The sequence below is a fragment of the Streptomyces niger genome, from assembly GCF_000718305.1.
GTDB lineage: Bacteria > Actinomycetota > Actinomycetes > Streptomycetales > Streptomycetaceae > Streptomyces > Streptomyces niger.
This window is the reverse complement of the sequence record NZ_JOFQ01000004.1, coordinates 38,914-58,114: the sequence shown is the minus strand read 5'-3', so window position 1 is coordinate 58,114 and position 19,201 is coordinate 38,914. Positions and strand designations below refer to the sequence as shown.

Annotated in this window: 12 protein-coding genes; 7 read left to right on the top strand and 5 right to left on the bottom strand. The window is 73.7% G+C overall.

Features of this window, described 5'->3' with window-relative positions; translation table 11 throughout:
* Positions 1-119 precede the first annotated feature (119 nt).
* Positions 120-1,550 (top strand): sensor histidine kinase, encoded by a 1,431-nt coding sequence (locus IF20_RS09100; protein ID WP_110944010.1) that lies wholly within the window; start codon positions 120-122, stop codon positions 1,548-1,550.
* Between the two features lie 209 nt (positions 1,551-1,759).
* On the opposite strand, the gene IF20_RS09095 is transcribed toward IF20_RS09100, so the two are convergent.
* Together IF20_RS09095 and IF20_RS09090 are read right to left on the bottom strand one after the other, a co-directional pair.
* Positions 1,760-2,293: an SUKH-3 domain-containing protein gene (locus tag IF20_RS09095; protein WP_052864589.1), complete on the bottom strand. Its 534-nt coding sequence runs from the start codon at positions 2,291-2,293 to the stop codon at positions 1,760-1,762.
* Between the two features lie 8 nt (positions 2,294-2,301).
* Positions 2,302-2,877, bottom strand: a complete 576-nt coding sequence (locus IF20_RS09090) for a YwqJ-related putative deaminase (RefSeq protein WP_110944009.1) — start codon at positions 2,875-2,877, stop codon at positions 2,302-2,304.
* Positions 2,878-3,171: 294 nt separating this feature from the next.
* Here IF20_RS09090 and IF20_RS09085 point away from each other — a divergent pair, with 294 nt between their 5' ends.
* The 4 genes from IF20_RS09085 to IF20_RS39050 all read left to right on the top strand — a co-directional run bounded on the left by IF20_RS09085 (position 3,172) and on the right by IF20_RS39050 (position 9,902).
* Positions 3,172-4,182, top strand: a complete 1,011-nt coding sequence (locus IF20_RS09085) for an SMI1/KNR4 family protein (RefSeq protein ID WP_110944008.1) — start codon at positions 3,172-3,174, stop codon at positions 4,180-4,182.
* Between the two features lie 6 nt (positions 4,183-4,188).
* Positions 4,189-7,221, top strand: a complete 3,033-nt coding sequence (locus tag IF20_RS09080; RefSeq protein ID WP_052864587.1) for an SUKH-4 family immunity protein — start codon at positions 4,189-4,191, stop codon at positions 7,219-7,221.
* Positions 7,222-7,430: 209 nt separating this feature from the next.
* Positions 7,431-8,366 (top strand): LCP family protein, encoded by a 936-nt coding sequence (locus IF20_RS09075; protein ID WP_052864880.1) that lies wholly within the window; start codon positions 7,431-7,433, stop codon positions 8,364-8,366.
* A 174-nt stretch (positions 8,367-8,540) separates the two neighbouring features.
* Positions 8,541-9,902 (top strand): coiled-coil domain-containing protein, encoded by a 1,362-nt coding sequence (locus tag IF20_RS39050; RefSeq protein WP_199896544.1) that lies wholly within the window; start codon positions 8,541-8,543, stop codon positions 9,900-9,902.
* Positions 9,903-9,930: 28 nt separating this feature from the next.
* Here the strand turns inward: IF20_RS39050 and IF20_RS09065 are convergent, their stop codons facing one another.
* A complete protein-coding gene (locus tag IF20_RS09065; RefSeq protein WP_407702472.1) occupies positions 9,931-11,784 on the bottom strand; it encodes an MFS transporter in 1,854 nt (617 codons plus the stop codon).
* Between the two features lie 405 nt (positions 11,785-12,189).
* Between IF20_RS09065 and mfd the strand changes: the two genes are divergently transcribed.
* Positions 12,190-15,735: a transcription-repair coupling factor gene (gene mfd / locus IF20_RS09060; protein WP_052864586.1), complete on the top strand. Its 3,546-nt coding sequence runs from the start codon at positions 12,190-12,192 to the stop codon at positions 15,733-15,735.
* A gap of 76 nt (positions 15,736-15,811) precedes the next feature.
* Here mfd and IF20_RS09055 read toward each other — a convergent pair whose 3' ends face one another.
* Positions 15,812-17,278 carry a DUF2079 domain-containing protein gene (locus IF20_RS09055; protein WP_052864585.1) on the bottom strand — a complete coding sequence of 489 codons (1,467 nt, stop codon included), beginning with the start codon at positions 17,276-17,278 and terminating at the stop codon, positions 15,812-15,814.
* Between the two features lie 161 nt (positions 17,279-17,439).
* Here IF20_RS09055 and IF20_RS09050 point away from each other — a divergent pair, with 161 nt between their 5' ends.
* Entirely contained in the window at positions 17,440-18,192 is a 753-nt protein-coding gene (locus IF20_RS09050) for an HNH endonuclease family protein (protein ID WP_407702478.1), read from the top strand.
* Between the two features lie 97 nt (positions 18,193-18,289).
* Here the strand turns inward: IF20_RS09050 and IF20_RS09045 are convergent, their stop codons facing one another.
* A complete protein-coding gene (locus IF20_RS09045; RefSeq protein WP_052864584.1) occupies positions 18,290-19,111 on the bottom strand; it encodes a DUF4190 domain-containing protein in 822 nt (273 codons plus the stop codon).
* Positions 19,112-19,201: the final 90 nt, after the last annotated feature.

Below are 19,201 nucleotides of genomic sequence, written 5' to 3'. Positions count from 1 at the left end.
GAAATGCCGGGTGATTCGTCGCTTCGGGGGAAAGTCGCAGGTACTGGCCCGTAACGGGCGTGCTACATGGTGGTGGCCGTGGCCGGAAATCGGTGGCGGGCGCCCGTAGGGTGGGCGGTATGACCGCGACGGGGGTAAGGGACGCCGGGGGCGTCAGGGGTGCGCCGGGCCGCGGGCCGTGGTGGTGGGAACGCCGCCGTGGCGCCGTGCTGGACGTGTTCCTGGCCGTCGCCTCGACGGTGGAGTGCGTTTTCGAGGGGGTGCAGTTCGCGCAGGAGTCCCGGCTGCCGATGGCGGCGGGAATCGTGCTCGGCCTGCTGGTCGGCCCGGTACTGCTGGTGCGCCGCAAGTGGCCGATTGTCGTCGTACTGGTCTCGATCGCGGTGACCCCGGCGGAGCTGGGCGGCCTGCTGACGGTCGTGGGCCTCTACACGCTGGCGGCGTCGGACGTGCCGCGGCGGTTCACGGTGCTGCTGGCGGGGATGTCCGTCGCCGGCACGCTGATCATCACGAGCCTGAACATGCAGCAGGACGTGGCGTCGCAGGAGGACTTCAACCCGCCGTGGTGGTTCGTGCCGCTGTCGTCGGTGGCGCTGGGCCTGGTACTGACGGCGCCGCCGGTACTGCTCGGCCTGTACGTGGGCGCGCGGCGCCGGCTCGTGGAGAGCCTGCGGGAGCGCGCGGACGGCCTGGAGCGCGAACTGATGCTGCTCGCGGAGCGCGCCGAGGAGCGTGCGGAGTGGGCGCGCAACGAGGAGCGGACGCGGATCGCGCGGGAGATGCACGACGTGGTGGCGCACCGGGTGAGCCTGATGGTGGTGCACGCGGCGGCGTTGCAGGCGGTGGTGCTGAAGGATCCGGAGAAGGCGTCGCGGAACGCGGGCCTGGTGGGGGACATGGGCCGGCAGGCGCTGACGGAGCTGCGGGAGATGCTGGGGGTGCTGCGTACGGGGGAGGGCGCGGCGGCGTCGGCGCGTGTGTCGGACGAACCGGAGCGCTTGGTGGCGGTGGCGTCGAAGGTGTCGCGGGTGTCGGCGGTGCCGGAGTCCGGCGTGGCGGCGGCCGGCGCCGGGGCGGAGGGGGGAGTGCCCGGTTTCGCGCCGGGTGCGGTGCGGGCCGCCGCGGTGGTGGAGAGCGAGGGGGAGGGGCCGTCGCTGGCGGAGGTCGCGGCGCTGGTGGACCAGTCGCGGGCGGCGGGCACGGCGGTGGAACTGTCGGTGGACGGGGAGTCGACGGCGTACGGGCCGGGGGTGGAGCAGACGGCGTTCCGCGTGGTGCAGGAGGCGCTGACGAACGTGCACAAGCATGCGCCGGGCGCGGCGGTGCGGGTCCGGCTGGCGCATCGCGAGGGGGAGGTCGCGGTGCAGGTGGAGAACGGCCCGTCGGCGCGTGGCGCGGCGGACGCGGGTCTGCCGAGCGGCGGGAACGGCCTGCTGGGGATGCGTGAGCGGGTGACGGGGCTGGGCGGTGTGTTCGTCTCCGGCCCGACGGAGGCGGGTGGTTTCCGGGTGTCGGCGGTGCTCCCCGCGGGCGAGGCCCCGCAGCCGTAGCGGCGGGGCGGGTGTCGTATCCCTGCGGCGGGCGGCCGATCCGTGCGGTGGGCGCCGCTCCGCTCCGTACGGTCGGCGCCGCTTGGCCCCGTATGGTCGGCGCCGCTCCCTGCTGCCGGTAGGCGCCGCCCACTGCTGCCGGTGTGCGCCGCCCTCTGCTGTCCGGTTCGGCCCGAGTGCTGTCCGGTTCGGCCCGAGTGCTGTCCGGGTCAGTCCGAGGTGGCGACCGTGAGGCGCGTCGGGCGGGAGCCGAGGACGAGGGTGGACAGGGCCTGGTCGATGTCGTGGCCCAGGTACCAGTCGCCGGTGTGGTCGAGGCTGTAGATCCGGCCCTGCGCGTCGATGGCGAGGGTGGCCTGGCTGTCCGCTTCGCGGCCGAGGGGGGCGACCTGGGTGTCCAGCGCGCGGCCGAGGTCCCCGAGGGTGCGGGCGAGGTGGATGCCGTACAGGGGGTCGATCTCGAAGGGCGTGGGGGCGATGTGCCGGCCCGGGCCGGGTGCGCTGATGCGCAGGGCGCCGAATTCGGCCCAGGCCTCGACGGCGGCGGGGAAGACGGTGTGCCGGTGGCCGCCGGGCGAGGCGTGCTCGCGGAGGGCGTCGGCCCAGCGTTCGGCCTGCTTGATGTTCCAGCGGCCGGGCTGCCAGCCGGCTTCCTGGAGCGCGGCGTCGACGGCGACGGGGAAGCGCGTGGTGGCGCCGGCGGCGCGGTCGTACGCGGTGGTGGCGGGGGTGGAGGGGCTCATGGTGCGGTTCAGCTCCCTGCCGAGGCGAAGCCGACGGGCATGACGCCGAAGAAGGCGAGGAGCGCGTCGCAGGAGCGGCAGGGCGCCGCGTAGTGGCCGTGCTGGGGGTCGCCGTCCTCGCGGATGTGCCGGGCGGTGAGCTTGGAGTGCTTCAGGGAGCGGCGGGCCTCGCCGTTGGTGAGCGGTTTTTTGGACTGCCGTTTGGAGCGGCCGGCCTCGACGGCGGTGAGGTGCCGGGAGAGCAGGACGGCTTCGGGACAGCGGCCGGTGAAGCGCTCGCGCTGTGCGGTGCTGAGGGTGTCCAGGAAGTCCTGGACGAGCGGGTGCAGCGTGGGCGGCTGTTCGGATTTGCTGGCGGTGCAGGTGAGGGTCTCGCCGCGTACGGAGAGGGCGGCGGCGACGGTGGGGAGGATGCCGTCGCGGCGGTGCCGGAGTATGGGCGGTCCGGCGGTCTCGGCGGAGTTGCTCCAGCCGATCCGGGGGTCGCCGGCGGGGTGCGCCGACGCCGGTGCGGTGTGCTGTTCCGTGGGCCGCTCGGCGGACTGCGTCGCTGACCGTGCTGCTGACTGTGCGGTGGTGCTCATCCGGTGTTTCCCTCCCTGCATCCCCCCGTCTGCGGGGGTCAGCCTGCCAAACGCGCTGGGTGTTGCGGAAGTCGGGCTTGCCGTGCGGGTGTCACTGGTCGGTGACAGTCCTCGTCACCGGCCCGTGACAGTCGGCCGGTCGGGGGTGTGCCAGCACGCGTGTACGGCCTTGCTGTGGACGGCCGGTGGGCGCTCGGCGGGTGGTCGTCGGACGCCGACCGGTGCGCGGGGTGGGGGTTGCCGTACCGCTTAGGCTGTGCGGCAGTAGCCAGTTCCAGCCAGGGGGCATCCGCCATGACGACAGGTCCATTCAGTGGGCTGGGGGTACCGCCCAGCCGCGAGGCTGGGGGACGTGCCGCGCCACCGAACACGGCCTACGCCGGGCAGGTCGTGCATTTCCCGGACCCGGTACGGGCGGCGCGCTTCCCGAGGGGCGTACGGGTGGACGGGAACGGGTTCCCGGACTTCTCGCCGTACGCGCGCGCTGCGGCGGAGATCGCCGAGCCGCCGGAAGGTTTCGGTGTCGACGAGTTGCGGCTGACGGACTTCGTGTCGGCCAACGCGGCGCTGCACGCGGAGGGTCACGAGCTGTGGGAGGACGTGCCGGCGGTGGCGACGCCGCACGGCTGGACCTGGCACCACGTGGCGGGCACGCGGCGGCTGCAGCTGGTGCCGGTCGAGGTTAAGGCGCTGCTGCGACACCACGGCGGGCTGGCGACGGCGGCGGTGGACCACGACAAGCGCGGGACGCGGCCCCTTCAGGAGACGCGGCCCGCGCACTTCGGGCTGCCGTACCGCGACGTGTCGGTGGCCGAGGACGCGGTGCTGCAGGCCGAGGAGGCGCTGGGGTACCGGCTGCCGGGCGCGTACCGGGCGTTCTTGAAGGCGGCGGGTGGCTGCGCGCCCGTAGGGGCCGCGCTCGATCCGGAGCTGGGGCTCCTGGTGGACCAGCCGTTCTTCACGGTGCGGGACGAAGCGGCCGTGAACGATCTGGTCTACGTGAACAAGTGTCTGCGGGACCACTTCACGAAGGACTACCTGGGCGTCGGGTTCGTCCAGGGCGGCGTGATCGCCGTGAAGGTGCGGGGTGACGCGGTCGGGTCGGTGTGGTTCTGCGCGTACGACGACGCGCGGGACCGGGACGGCTGGACGGTCCAGGAGCGGGTGGAGCGGCTGCTGTTGCCGTGCGGTGCGGACTTCGACGACTTCCTGGAGCGCCTCGCGGGCAATCCGCCGGAGCTGGAGACCGTGGCGAACCTGATGGTGGACGGCGGCTTCGCGCGCGCCGTTCCGGTGGAGGGGTGAGGCGCGATGGTGACGTTCGCGCAGGCGCAGGAGCGCGCGGAGCGCTGGGTCAACGGCGATGTGCCGGCGTACCAGCAGCGCGAGGTACGGGTACGGGAGTTCGACCTGGGCTTCGTGGCCTGGGCGGAGGACCGTGCGGGTGGTCCGGTCGTGGACGGCGGCCGGCAACGGCTGGTGATCGCCCGGGACAGCGGCGAGACGACGCTGTGGCCGGGATTCCCGGTGGGTGAGGTGATCCGCCGGTACGAGGAGGAGTACGGCACGGTGCCGGACGCCGCGCCGGTTCCCGAGGTGCCGCCGCAGCGCATCGATCTGGAACAGACGTCGTTCCTGCTGACGCCGCCGGAGTGGCTGCAGGAGGCGGCGGACGCGATCGGCATCCCGGACCGGCGGCCGGAGTCGGAGCGGGAGCCGAAGGCGGAGCCGGTGCCGGAGTCCGTGTCGGAGCCGGCGCCGGTGCCGGAGCAGGGGCTTAACTCGGCGCCGGGGGCGGTCTCGGAGCCGGCGCCGGAGCCGAAGCAGAACTCGGTGCCGGGAGCGGTGCCGAAGCCGGCGCCGGAGCAGGAATCGGCGTCGGAGCGGGAGTCGGTGTCGGAGCGGGAGTCGGTGTCGGCGGAGGCCGAGGCGTCCGCCGCCGCCCCGTCCGGCCCTCCCGCCTCTGCCGCATCCGCTGCCGAGCCGCCGTTCGCCCCGCCGTTCGCCCCGCCGTCCGAGCCTGCCGCCGCGCCGCCCGGCCCGCCTGCTGCGCCGCCGGCAGCGCCGCCCGCCGAGCCGCCGGTCGCGGCTGCCGCCGTGCCGCCGCCTGCTGAGCGGCCCGCCGCGCCGGTCGGGCCGCCCGCGCCGCCCGCCGCGTCCGCGCCCGCCGCGTCCGCGCCCGCCGCGCCCTCGTGGGAGGGCAGGGACATCACCGCGGACGACGACGAGGACGACCGGTCGGTGGGGCTGCCCGCGACCGTGTTCGCGCCGCAGCTGGACATCGACGAGGACGCGGCCGCGCACCCGGACCGGCCTTCGGTGCGCCCGGATGCCAGGACCGAGCTGCTGCCGGGCGGCAGCAACCTGCCGCCGACCGCGGTCGCGCCCGCCATCGAGGACCCGGGGGCCGCCGCTCCCGGGCCCCCGCCCGCGTCCCCTCCCACGTTCTCGCACCTGCCGCCGCCGTCCGGCCCGCCCGCGACGCACCTGCCGCCGCCTCCCGGGGCGGCCGCTGCGCCCGGCACGAGTACGCCGCCGCCCGCCGCCCCCGATGCGCCGCCCCCGGCTGCCCCCGATATGCCGCCGTCCGCCGCGCCCGGTACACCGCAGTCGGCTGCTCCTGTAGCGCCGTCGTCCGCCGCGCCCGGTACGCCTCCGCCGCCGTCCGCCGCGCCCGGTACGCCGCCGCCTCCCGGTGTCCCCGGTGCCGGTCGGCCGTCGCCCGCCGAGATTGCGGACGAGGCGACCGACAAGGCCGAGATCGACCCGCACGGCCCGGGTGCGCCGTCCGCGGCCCCCGGTGGCCCGGCGGGCGGTTACGTGCCGACGCAGTTGGTGTCCGCGCTCGACCCGAGTGCGGCGGGGCCCTCGGACACCCCGGACGCGGCGGACAGCTCGCAGACGCCGCCTCCCGGCGCTCCTGGTGGTACCGGTGCGCCCGGCGCTCCCGGTGCTCCCAGTGCGCCCGGCGCGCCCGGTGTGCCCGGTGCGCCCGGCGGTGGCGTGCACGCGGCCGCCACGATGCTGGCCGACGGCGCGTCGCTGCCCGGCAACTCCGCCGCCGGCAGGGGCGACGGTCCGCCGCCGCCCGCGCCGCCCGGTACGCCCGGCGCCGCGGGACCCGGTGCGCCTCCGCCGCCGCCCCCGGCCCCCGGTACGCCGCCGGCCGTCCCGGCCGCTCCCGGCGCGCCCGGTGGGGGCGTGCACGCCGCGGCCACGATGCTGGCGAGCCCTGGTACGCCCCCGCCCGGCCCCGCTGCGCCACCGCCCGCGCCGCCTATGGGACAGCAGCCCGGCGCGCCCGCCGGACCGCCCGCCGGACCCGGCGCGTACGGCTATCCGCAGGCGCCGGGCGGCCGGCCGACGGTCGGCCCCGGCTACATGGCCGTGCTGCGGTACCGCGCGCCCGACGGCTCCGAGCAGCAGATCATCCGGCGTTCGGCGCCCGGCACGCCGCACCCGGAGTGGCAGATCCTGCACGAGCTGCGCGGCCTGAACGTGCCGCCGCAGCAGGTGCTGGAGCTCCACACCGAGCTGGAGTCCTGCGATCTGCCGGGCGGTTACTGCGCACGGATGATTCGGGAGACCTGGCCGCAGGTGCGGATCAGCCACACCGCCGCGTACGGCCACGACCACGCCTCGCGGCAGCAGGGCGTACGTCATCTGGTCGAGCACCAGGGCGAGCTGCACCAGGTGGCGGACGGCCCGGCGCGTCCGGCCCCGGTACGCGTGCCGCTGCCGCATCCCTCGCAGCTCCAGCTCGTCCCGCCGGTCCCGCCGCAGGCGATCGGCCAGGAGCTGGAGCAGGCGTTCGGGCCGCAGGGGGTGTTCCGCTTCGATCAGCGGGCGGTCTCCCGGCAGGGCGTGCCCGACGTCGTGGCGCAGACCCTGGTGTGGGCCGGCGTGCCGGTCGATTTCGGCCCGTTCTTCTGGGGGCAGGCGCAGCCGGGCCGTCCGGTGCCGACGCTGGCCGAGCTGGCCCAGGAGCGGGGCGTGCAGCCGGCCCCCGATGCGGGCTCGTACCTGGTGATGGGCTCGGACTTCGGCCGTCAGCTGTGCGTGCAGTACGGCACGGCGCACATCGTGGCGGTACCGCTGGAGGCAGGGCCGGGCGGGCAGGCGGCGACGCCGCAGTTCGTGAACACCGGGCTGCCCGAGTTCGTGCGTTGCATGGCGATGCTGGGCCGCATGTGGCGGCTGCGGTACGGGCTGAACCCGGAGCAGGCGGGACGCTGGACCACGGACTTCCAGGTGCAGCTGGCGTCGCTGGACCCGGCGGCGCTCAACTCGCCGGAGACCTGGTGGTCGGTCCTGCTGGAGCAGATGTGGGACGGCCTGCTGTAGGAGGTACGGCCCGGTCCCGCGGCGGGGGCGTGTCCCCCGTACGGCGGTGACGTCGTGTCAAACGTGGCGCTCGACCTGCGAGGCGGGTCGGGCGCCACGATCATGCCTGTATGGCCCCTCCGTCGCTGCCGCAGCCGAGTTCGTCGACGCTGTACCGCGGCAGGCGTGCCCGGCGCCGCCGGGAGCGGTCCTGGCCGCGGCGGATCGCGTTGCTGGTGACGGTGGTGGTGCTGCTGGCCCTCGTGCTGGCGGTCGCGCTGTTCTTCTGGGCGGGCGGTCAGTTGCGCCAGATGGACGCGCTGAGCGGCTATCCGGAGCGGCCGTCCTCGGGCAAGGGCACGAACTGGCTGCTGGTCGGTTCCGACAGTCGGCGCGATCTGACTCCTGGGCAGCAGCAGGAGCTGCACGTAGGCCATGACGCGGGGCGCAACACCGATACGGTGATGATGCTGCACTACGGGGACAGCGGCCCGTACCTGGTGAGCCTGCCGCGCGACAGCTATGTGACGATCCCCGGACACGGCAAGAGCAAGATCAACGCGGCGTACGGCATCGGCGGCGCGAAGCTGCTCTCGCGCACGGTCGAGCAGGCGACGGGCCTGCGCGTGGACCACTACGCCGAGGTCGACTTCCTGGGCCTGGTCCAGGTCGTGGACGCGCTCGGCGGGATCCGGCTGTGCCTGGACAAGCCGTTGAAGGACGAGAAGTCGGGCGCCGACTTCCCGGCCGGCTGCTCGCGCATGAACGGCGTGCAGGCGCTGGCGTACGTACGGGCCCGGTACAGCGATCCGCGGGGCGATCTGGGGCGCGTACAGCGGCAGCGGGCACTGATCAGCGCGGTGTCGGCGCGGATGCTCGGCCCAGGAGTGCTGCTGAACCCGTTCCGCGTGGTGCCGGCGCTGGACGCCGCGCTGGCGGCGCTGCGGGTGGACGACCGTACGGGCGTGGTGGATCTGACGCAGATGGGACTGTCGATGAAACAGGTGGCGGACGGCTCGGGACAGGCCGTGACGGTGCCGGTGACCGGTCCGGGCGAGGAAGTCGCCGGGGCGGGGGACGTGCTCGTGTGGGACGAGGAGAGGGCCCGGCGGCTCTTCCGTGCCGTGCGCGCCGACGAGCCGATTCCGACTTCTGCCGAAAAGTGACGCATCCTTGGGCAGGGATAGGTGCGGAGTGTCGCGTTATGGGTGCTTCGGACGGATCAACAAAGATGTCCGCCGGACCACGTCACTGTCGGAGAGGGGCTATGAGGGATGAGTACATCGGTGTCGCCTCACGGGTTCGAGGTCGTACGAGGGCGTGGCTACCGTCCGGAGGACGTGGACCGCAGGGTCGAAGGGCTCTCGGTGGACCGCGACTCCTGCTGGGAACGGGCGGCCCGCCTCACGGTCCTGGCCAACGAGATGACCGCGGAGCTGGAGCGGCTGCGCGAGTACCTGGCGCAGCTGCCGCCCCAGACGTACGAATCCCTGGGTGAGCAGGCCCGGCTGATCCTGACCACTACGGAGTCCGAGGCGGAGCGGCTGCGCACCGAGGCGGCGGAGGCCGCCGAACGAATGCGTACCGAGGCGGCGGAGTACGGGCGCGAGCAGGGCGACGCCGCCGACACCTACGCGCTCGAACTGCACCGGGAGACCGAGGACGCCGCGGTGCGCGACGTGGAGGCCGCCGAGGCCGAGGCCCGCTCGATGGTCGAGGAGGCCACCAGGGAGGCGGCGGAGCTGCGCCAGGAGGCGGAGGAGTCGCTGCGCGAGATGCGCCGGCGCACCGCCGAGGTGCTGGAGGACCAGGAGAAGAGCCTGGCCGACAAGTGGGCGGCGGCCGAGCAGCAGCTGGCCGAGCAGGACGCGGCCATGCAGCAGCGGGTCGCGGTCCTGGAGGAGCGCGGCGAGGCGCGCATCGTGGAGGTGCAGCGCTACTACGCCAAGATGGAGGAGACCGCGCGCGAGATCGACGAGGAGGCCGAGGCCCGTGCCGCCGACCTGATCGCGCGTGCCGAGGCCGAGGCGACCCGCGTCGAACGCGCCACGGAGCGGGTGCTGCGTGAGCACGAGGAGCGCCGCGAGGAGCTGCGCTCCCACATGGCACACGTACGCAGCAGTCTGGCCGCCCTCATGGGCAAGGACCCGGACGCCGACGGGACGGAGCCGGACGCCGATGGCACGGAGCCGGACACCGACGGCACGGCGGACGCGCAGGACTCCGGGCATGTGTACGACGTGACGGCGGACGGTGCCGAGGGCGTGCGCGAGCACACCGAAGAGACGCCGGACGCGCAGCACGACACGGCCGAACCGCCCGCCCAGGAGGCGGCGCGGGAGCCGTCCTACGAGGCGACGCAGGAGCCCTCGTACGAGGCGGCGCCGCACGAAGAGGCCGGTACGTACGCACACGAAGAACACGAAGAAGGGGCCGCCACGTACGAACACGAGGAGGCCTCGCCGCACGAAGAGGCCACCACGTACGACGAGGCGCCCGGGTATGCGGAGGCCTCCGCACACGAAGGGGCGCCCGGGGACGAGGAGACCGCGTACGGCGAAGCCGCTCCGACCGGCCGCGAGTCCTACGTCGAGGCCGGCCCCGAGGCGTCGTCCGCCGCCGAGGAGGCGCCCGCCAAGCGCGGTGTGGACCCGGACGAGGAGGACACGCTCGAAACCGAGCTGCCGCGCACGGAGGGCTGAGCCGCTGCGCCCGGAAGCCGGCGGCCCGTCAGCTCTTCTCGGCGGGCGCGGCGTCCGCACCGTCCCGTACGTCGCCGTCCCGTACGTCGCCGTCCCGCACGTCGCCGTCCCGCACGTCGCCGTCCCGCACGTCGCCGTCCCGCACGTCCGCGTGGACGGGGAAACGGCGGGGCGCGAAGAGCAGCGCGGCCAGCGCCAGGAGGCCGGCGACCGCCGCGCCGTAGTAGACGTGCTCGACGGTGACGTCCACGGCGCGGCGCAGATAGTCGGCGGCGCGGTCGGTGAGCGCACCGGCGTGCTCCAGCGACCGGGAGACGGCGTCCAGGCCGTCCGGCAGCCCGGCGCGCAGGTCCGCGGGCGCGTCCGCGAGCCGCCCGGCCAGGGTGGCGTTGGCGACGGCCCCGAAGAGCGCGGCGCCGACGGACTGGCCGACCTGGCGGCAGAAGAGGATCGAGGCGGTGGCGGTGCCGCGTTCGGCGTACCCGACGGAGGACTGCACGCCGATGATCAGCGGCAGCTGGAAGAGGCCGAGGGTGGCGCCCAGCGCGAGCGAGAGCAGGGCCGGCTGCCAGGCCGCGCCGGGGTAGGGCAGTTGCGGGAAGACCAGCAGCACCAGCGTGCTGGCGCCCATGCCGAGGAGCGCGCAGGTGCGGATGCCGAAGCGGTTGTAGACGTGGCTGCTGAGCGCGGCGGCCACGGGCCAGCTCATGGTCATGGTGGACAGCACGAAGCCGGCCGCGATCGGACCGAGTCCCAACACGGCCTGCGCGTAGGTGGGCAGGAAGACGGTCGGCGCGACCATCAGCAGGCCGAGGGCGCCGAGCGCGAGGTTGACGGTGGAGATGGTGCGGCGGCGCCAGACCCAGCCGGGGATGATCGGTTCGGCGGCGCGGCGCTCGATCAGCACGGTGGCGGCCGCGCACAGGACGCTGCCGCCCAGTAGGAGCAGCGAGGGTGTGGAGAGCCAGGGCCAGGCGACGCCGCCCTGGACGAGCGCGGTCAGCAGCAGCCCGCCGCAGGCGAAGATGGCCAGCGCGCCGGGCCAGTCGATGCGCGACCGGACGGCCAGGGAGCGGCGCGCCGCACCCTCGGTGCCCCTATCACCCTCGGAGGCCCTCTCCCTCTCGGCGCCTCGCTTGCCTTCGAAGCCCCGCTTGCCTTCGAAGCTCCGCTTGTCTTCGAAGCCCCTCTTGTCTTCGAAGAAGTGGCGCAGCACGAGCCAGAGGGCGAGCACGCCGACCGGCAGGTTGACGAGGAAGATCCAGCGCCAGTCCGCGTACGCCGCGAGCAGGCCGCCGAGTGCGGGCCCGGCCACCGAGGAGGTGGCCCAGACGGTGGAAAGCTTGGCCTGGATCCGGGGCCGCTCCTTCATCGGGTACAGATCGGCGGCGATGGTCTGCACGGTGCCTTGGAGCGCGCCGCCGCCGAGGCCCTGCAGGACGCGGAAGGCGATGAGGGAGGCCATGTTCCAGGCGCCCGCGCACAGCAGCGACCCGGCGAGGAAGATCACGATGCCGGTGACCAGGACGGGCTTGCGGCCGAACGTGTCCGAGAGCTTGCCGTAGACGGGCAGGGTGACGGTGACGGCCAGCAGGTAGCCGGAGAAGAGCCAGGAGAAGACCGAGAACCCGCCGAGGTCGCCGACGATCTGGGGGACGGCGGTGGCGATGATGGTGGAGTCCAGCGCGGCCAGCGCCATGCCGAGCATGAGGGCCGCGACGACGGGGCCGCGCCGGGTGGTCGGGACGGTGGTCTTCCCGGCCGCCTTCGGTGCTGCCGCTGCCGCTGCCGCTGCCGCGGCCGTGCCGGGCGCCTTCGGTACCGTCTCCGGTGTCGCCGCCGGGGCCCGTTCCGGGTCCGTCCGTCCGCCGGCTCCGCTCACCGTGCCGCCTCCACCGGTCCCGCTCACCGCGCCCCCTCCGCCGTATCCGTGTACCGCACACCATTCCACGCGGGGCCGGCTTGCGGAACGGGGCCGCTCGCAGAGCGAGACGGCGGCGCGCCGGAGCGGGCAGGGGTGGAGAGGCAGGGCGGGGGCGGATCGGAGCGCGCCCCGGCGGCCGGACGCGGGCCGGCGCGTACGGGTGCCGGTGCCCGGTTCGGCGCGGTGCCGGAGGGCCGGTACCGCCGGTGTCTGTCGGCGGGCGGGCGTACCCTGGGAAACCCCGGCCCGCTCACCGCGCACCGGCTGCCGGCGTCACGTACGCCCCGTGCGTCGCGCCCAGCCCGCGGTACCGAAGCGGCCGGTCGTTCGCGTTGTCCGACTCCCTGGGACGGAAGCCTTTTCATGAGCCTGACAGGACTGCTCGACGCCGTCGTACGGGACCCGGCGCTGGCCGAAGCGGTCGAGGCCGCGGCCGACGGGCACCGTCCCCATGTGGACCTGGTCGGCCCCCCGGCCGCCCGCCCCTTCGCCGTCGCCGCGCTGGCCCGTGACGCCCAGCGGCCGGTGCTGGCGGTCACCGCGACCGGCCGGGAGGCCGAGGACCTGGCGGCCGCGCTGCGCTCGCTGCTGCCCGCGGACGGCGTCGTGGAGTACCCGTCCTGGGAGACTCTGCCGCACGAGCGCCTCTCGCCCCGCTCGGACACCGTCGGCCGCCGCCTCGCCGTGCTGCGCCGGCTGACCCACCCCAGCAAGGACGACCCGGCCGCCGGGCCCGTCTCCGTCGTCGTCGCACCCGTGCGCTCCGTGCTCCAGCCGCAGGTCAAGGGGCTCGGCGAGCTGGAGCCGGTCGCCCTGCGCACGGGTGACACCGCGGACCTCGGCGAGATCGTGGACGGCCTGGCCGCCGCCGCGTACGCCCGCGTCGAACTGGTCGAGAAGCGCGGCGAGTTCGCGGTACGCGGCGGCATCCTGGACGTCTTCCCGCCCACCGAGGAGCACCCCCTCCGGGTCGAGTTCTGGGGCGACGACGTCGAGGAGATCCGGTACTTCAAGGTCGCCGACCAGCGCTCCCTGGAGATCGCCGAGCACGGCCTGTGGGCCCCGCCCTGCCGTGAGCTGCTGCTCACCGACTCCGTACGGGAGCGGGCAGCCGCGCTCGCCGAGGACCACCCCGAGCTGGGCGAACTGCTCGGCAAGATCGCCGAGGGCATCGCGGTCGAGGGCATGGAGTCCCTCGCCCCTGTCCTGGTGGACGAGATGGAGCTGCTGCTGGACGTGCTCCCGGCCGGCTCCATGACCGTGGTCTGCGACCCCGAGCGGGTCCGCACGCGCGCCGCCGACCTGGTCGCCACCAGCCAGGAGTTCCTGCAGGCGTCCTGGGCCGCCACCGCCGGCGGTGGCGAGGCCCCCATCGACGTGGGCGCGGCGTCCCTGTGGGGCATCGCCGACGTCCGGGACCACGCCCGCGAGCTGGGCATGATGTGGTGGTCGGTCTCCCAGTTCGCCGCCGACGAGGCGGGGGACGACGACGGGGACACCCTCAAGCTGGGCATGCACGCCCCCGAGACGTACAGAGGCGACACCCAGCGCGCGCTCGCCGACACCAAGCAGTGGCTGGCCGACGGCTGGCGCACGGTCTACCTCACCGAAGGGCACGGCCCCGCCTCCCGCACCGTCGAGGTGCTCGGCGGCGAGGGCATCGCGGCCCGCCTGGACCCGGAGCTGACGGAGATCTCCCCGTCCGTCGTGCACGTCTCCTGCGGCTCGATCGACAACGGCTTCGTCGATCCGCAGCTGAAGCTCGCGGTGCTCACCGAGACCGACCTCTCGGGCCAGAAGGCGGCCGGCAAGGACGCCACCCGGATGCCGGCCCGGCGCCGCAAGACCATCGACCCGCTCACCCTCGAAGCGGGCGACTACATCGTCCACGAGCAGCACGGCGTGGGCCGCTACATCGAGATGATCCAGCGCACGGTGCAGGGCGCCACCCGCGAGTACCTCCTCGTGGAGTACGCGCCCGCCAAGCGCGGCCAGCCCGGCGACCGCCTCTACATCCCCACCGACCAGTTGGAGCAGGTCACCAAGTACGTCGGTGGCGAGGCCCCGACGCTGCACCGCCTCGGCGGCGCCGACTGGACCAAGACCAAGGCGCGCGCGAAGAAGGCCGTCAAGGAGATCGCCGCCGATCTGATCAAGCTGTACTCGGCGCGGATGGCGGCGCCCGGCCACGCCTTCGGCCCGGACACCCCCTGGCAGCGCGAGCTGGAGGACGCCTTCCCGTACGCGGAGACGCCCGACCAGCTCACCACCATCGCCGAGGTCAAGGAGGACATGGAGAAGACGGTCCCGATGGACCGGCTGATCTGCGGCGACGTCGGCTACGGCAAGACCGAGATCGCGGTGCGCGCCGCCTTCAAGGCCGTCCAGGACGGCAAGCAGGTCGCCGTGCTCGTGCCGACCACGCTCCTCGTGCAGCAGCACTACGGGACCTTCACCGAGCGCTACGGCCAGTTCCCCGTGAACGTCCGCGCGCTCTCCCGCTTCCAGACCGAGACCGAGTCCAAGGCCACCCTCGAAGGGCTCAAGGACGGCTCCGTCGACATCGTCATCGGCACCCACCGCCTGTTCTCCTCCGAGACCAAGTTCAAGGACCTGGGCCTGGTCATCGTCGACGAGGAGCAGCGCTTCGGCGTCGAGCACAAGGAGCAGCTGAAGAAGCTCCGCGCCAACGTCGACGTGCTGACCATGTCCGCGACCCCCATCCCCCGAACGCTGGAGATGGCGGTGACGGGCATCCGCGAGATGTCCACCATCACCACCCCGCCCGAGGAGCGGCACCCGGTCCTGACCTTCGTCGGGCCGTACGAGGAGAAGCAGATCGGCGCCGCCATCCGCCGCGAACTGCTCCGCGAGGGCCAGGTCTTCTACATCCACAACCGTGTGGAGTCCATCGACCGCGCCGCCGCCCGGCTCCGCGAGATCGTCCCCGAGGCCCGCATCGCCACCGCGCACGGCCAGATGTCCGAGTCCGCCCTCGAACAGGTCGTCGTCGACTTCTGGGAGAAGAAGTCCGACGTCCTGGTCGCCACGACGATCGTCGAGTCCGGCATCGACATCTCCAACGCCAACACCCTGATCGTCGAACGAGGCGACAACTTCGGCCTCTCGCAGCTGCATCAGCTGCGCGGCCGCGTCGGCCGTGGCCGGGAGCGCGGCTACGCCTACTTCCTCTACCCGCCGGAGAAGCCGCTCACCGAGACCGCGCACGAGCGCCTGGCGACCATCGCGCAGCACACCGAGATGGGCGCCGGCATGTACGTCGCGATGAAGGACCTGGAGATCCGCGGCGCGGGCAACCTCCTCGGCGGCGAGCAGTCGGGCCACATCGCCGGCGTCGGCTTCGACCTCTACGTCCGCATGGTCGGCGAGGCCGTCGCGGACTACCGCGCCTCGCTGGAGGGAGCGGACGGAAAGGCAGCGGAGGAGCCGCCGCTGGAGGTCAAGATCGAGCTGCCGGTCGACGCGCACGTCCCGCACGACTACGCGCCCGGCGAGCGGCTGCGTCTCCAGGCCTACCGCGCGATCGCCTCGGCCAACTCCGAGGAGGACATCGCCGCGGTACGCGAGGAGCTGACCGACCGTTACGGCAAGCTGCCGGAGCCGGTGGAGAACCTGCTGCTCGTCGCGGGCCTGCGGATGCTCGCCCGCGCCTGCGGCGTCACCGACATCACCCTGCAGGGCTCCAACGTCCGCTTCGGCCCGGTCGAGCTGCGCGAATCCCAGGAGCTGCGGCTGAAGCGGCTGTACCCGCGCACGGTCATCAAGCCGGCCACCCACCAGATCCTGGTGCCCCGCCCGACCACCGGCAAGATCGGCGGCAAGCCCGTGGTCGGCCGCGAACTGCTCTCGTGGGTGGGCGAGTTCCTGACGTCGATCCTGGGGTCGTAACCGGGCCCGACGGTCGGGCCCGGTGGGCGTGACGGTCGGGCCCGGTGGGCGTGGCGGGCCGGGGGCCCGCCACCGCTCAGTCCTTCGTGGCCCGCTTCAGGAGGGTCACGCCGGCCGCCTCGCCGTCCGGGACGTAGACCGTGCCCGGGTGGCGGTCGCCGGCCTCCGTGACGGCCTGGGACGTGGTCCGTCCGTCGCGGAGCTGGACCGCGACGTAGTCCGGGGCTATGCCCCGGGTGTCGCCTATCCAGTACACCGTCGTCCGGCCGGTGAGGCGGCTGATGGGCCGGACGTCGGCCTCGACGGTCGCGCCGTCGGGGATGCGCGCGAGCAGCGCCTCGGTCTGGGCGACGGCGGGCGGCGTGCGGTACGTCGCCGCTTCGGTGAGCCGGGCCAGCGGCAGCGTCGTGGTCAGCGCGAGCGCCGCGGCCGCCGCGGCGGCCGGCAGATGCGCGGCGTAACCCCGCAGCCAGGGGCGGCTGCTCGTACGGAACCGGGGCAGTGCGTCCACCAGCGCCAGGAACACCACCGGCATCAGGACGGCGCTGTAGTGCCAGTCGGTGCCCCAGTAGTGGTCGTCGTGCGAGACGAAGCGCCAGCCGATCGTCGGTACGGCGGCGAGCAGCAGGGGTGAGCGCAGCGCCAGCAGGCCGGTCGTCGGCAGCAGGGTCCACAGCAGCGTACGGACGGCCGTGTCCAGGGGGATGACGGGGGCCGGGCCGCCGTCGCCGCTGAGCTTGGTCCAGTAGTCGTACGAGCCGGCGCCGTTGAACGCCGGGATGATCACGGCGAGGGTGAGGACGGTCGCGACCAGCCCGAAGGCGGCCAGCGCGAGGCCCGCGGGGACCGCCCGCCGCGCCCGGATCACGATGATCACGCCGATGGCCGCCGCGGTGATGCCCAGGTCCTCCTTGACCAGGACCAGCGGCGCCGCCCAGCACGCCGCCGCGGTCCACCGCCGGTGCACCACCGCCTCCAGCGCGAAGGCGATCATCGGCAGCGCGAACGCGATCTCGTGGAAGTCGAAGTCGACGGCGCGCTGGAGGCCCCAGGACAGTCCGTACGCTGCGCCGATCGCGAGCCCGGCGCGGCGGCCGAGCAGCCGGCCCGCGCACCGGGTGACGGGCACGGCGGACAGCGCGAAGAGCGCGGCCTGCGCCGTGAGCAGGGTGAGGGGGGAGGGGAGCAGCCGGTAGAGCGGGGCGAGCAGGACGAGGATCGGACTGAAGTGGTCCCCGAGGATGTTCGCGCCCGGCCCCTTCAGGTCGGCGACGGGCGCCTGCAGATGCGCGTAGGACCGTACGACCTGCTCGAATATCCCCAGGTCCCAGGAGATCGTGCCCAGGGTGAGGTAACGCTGCGCGGAGAGCGTGGCGAAGAGGGCGAAGAGGACGACGGCCGTCCAGTACGGGTCCAGGCGCGGGGCGCGGAGCGCGGCGGCCGGGCCGCGGAGGAGGCGGGGCTCGCGCGGGGCGCGGCCGTCGGCCGCGGCCGGGGTCCGGGCGCCGGCGTCGCCCGCCGCGGTGGCTGCGGCCGTTTCCATGCGGATCCTTACTCTGTCGACTTCCGAAAAGGTACTCGAAACCATCGAAGGGGGCGGCCCGTCCTACGAGGTGGCCGTCGAGACGTACGGTCACCGGGGCGGTACGCGCCGCAGCGTCCCGGCCGCCCGTCCTGCCTCACCGAAGATTGGATGCCCCCTTGATACGGTCCCCGTTTCCCGTACGCCGTGCCGCGCTTCCCGCGGCAGCTCTGGCCGCGACGCTCGCCCTGGCCGGCTGCAACCCGTCGGGTGGCGGTACTCAAGGAGACGGACGGGGGAGCCCGGACGTTCCCTCGGCGACGGGCGAACCCGGCAGCGCGCTGGCGGCGGTCGGCACGCTGACGGTGAAGGGGCGTGCCCCGAAGACCGGTTACGACCGTGAGCGGTTCGGTACCGCCTGGGCCGACACCGACAGCAACGGCTGCCCGACCCGTGAGGACATCCTCAAGCGCGACCTGACGCGGGTGCGCTTCCAGGACGGGCACTGCAAGGTGTCCTCGGGCGAGTTGGCGAAGGATCCGTACACCGGGCAGCGGGTGGAGTTCCGGCGCGGCAGCAGTCTGGTGGACATCGATCATGTGGTGGCGCTGTCGGACGCCTGGCAGAAGGGCGCTCAGCAGTGGCCGGCCGGCAAGCGGATCGCGCTGGCCAACGACCCGCTGAACCTCATCGCCGTCGGCGCTTCCGCCAACCGGCAGAAGAGCGACGGCGACGCGGCCACCTGGCTCCCGGCCGAGAAGAGCTACCGCTGCGACTACATCGCCCACCAGGTCGCGGTGAAGAAGAAGTACGGGCTGTGGGTCACCCGGGCGGAGAAGGCGGCGATGGCGAAGGTCCTGCGTACCTGCCCGGCGGAGAAGCTCCCCACCGGCGGCAACCCCACCGCGGCCCCGCCCCGCTTCCACGCGAAGTAGCGGAAGCGCCGGCCGCCGCGGGGAACGGAGGCGGTGGTGCCGATACGACGGGGCCCGGCCGTGGTGGCCGGGCCCCGTCGCGGAACGGCTCCGTGGGTTACAGCTTCAGCTCCCACTGGGACGCTTCCAGCTCCAGGCCCGGCGTGACCTCGACGTCGAGGTTCTTCGCGGCGGCCGGGGTGTCGAAGGCGAACTCCACGGTCGCGGTCTTGCCCGGCAGGATCTTGCCGTTGAAGCCCTTGCCGACCGAGCCGTCGAATATCTGCTCGGCTTCCTTACCGTCCTCGCCGGCCCGCGCCTCGACCAGGGTCAGCGTGCTGTCGAACTTCTCCTTGCCCTTGTTCTGCAGCTGCACGGTGACCTTGTAGGCCTTGTTGCCGCCCTTGTGGCCGACGGCGAACTCGTCGGGGCTGTACGACGAGGCCTTGGAGACGGTGACGCTCAGCCCGGTGTCGTACTCGGCGGTGTCACCGGCGTGCAGCGCCTCGCCCGTCGAGCCGTTCGCGCCGCCCTCGGTGTCGGCCGCGTCCGCACCCTCCGTGCCGGTCTTCGGCTGCGCCGTGGACGACTCCAGCGACTTGTTGATCTCGTCCACCGCGCCCTTGACCGCGGTGAAGGTGATCACCGCGCCGATCACGGCCACGATCATCGCGGCGATGCCCAGCAGGAGGCCCGCGAGCGCGACCCCCTTGTTGGTGGCCTGGCCGCGCTTGGCCCGGCCGCGGCCGATCAGACCGAAGATCAGGGCCAGCAGGCCGAGCGTGCCGGCGAGCCAGAACAGCAGCGGTATCAGGCCGGACAGCACACCGATCACGCCGAGCACGAGGGTCGCGATGCCCAGGCCGTTACGCGCGGTCTGCGGCGCCGGGGCGCCCATCGGGACCGGCGGTCCGGGCGGGAACTGCATCTGCTGGGACATGGCTGTGGGTCCCTTCCGGGAGTCTCGATCGGTTCTGACGAAGCGACCTGAAGGAGAAAGAGGAGAAAAACGCAGAGATGAGAGAAAGCG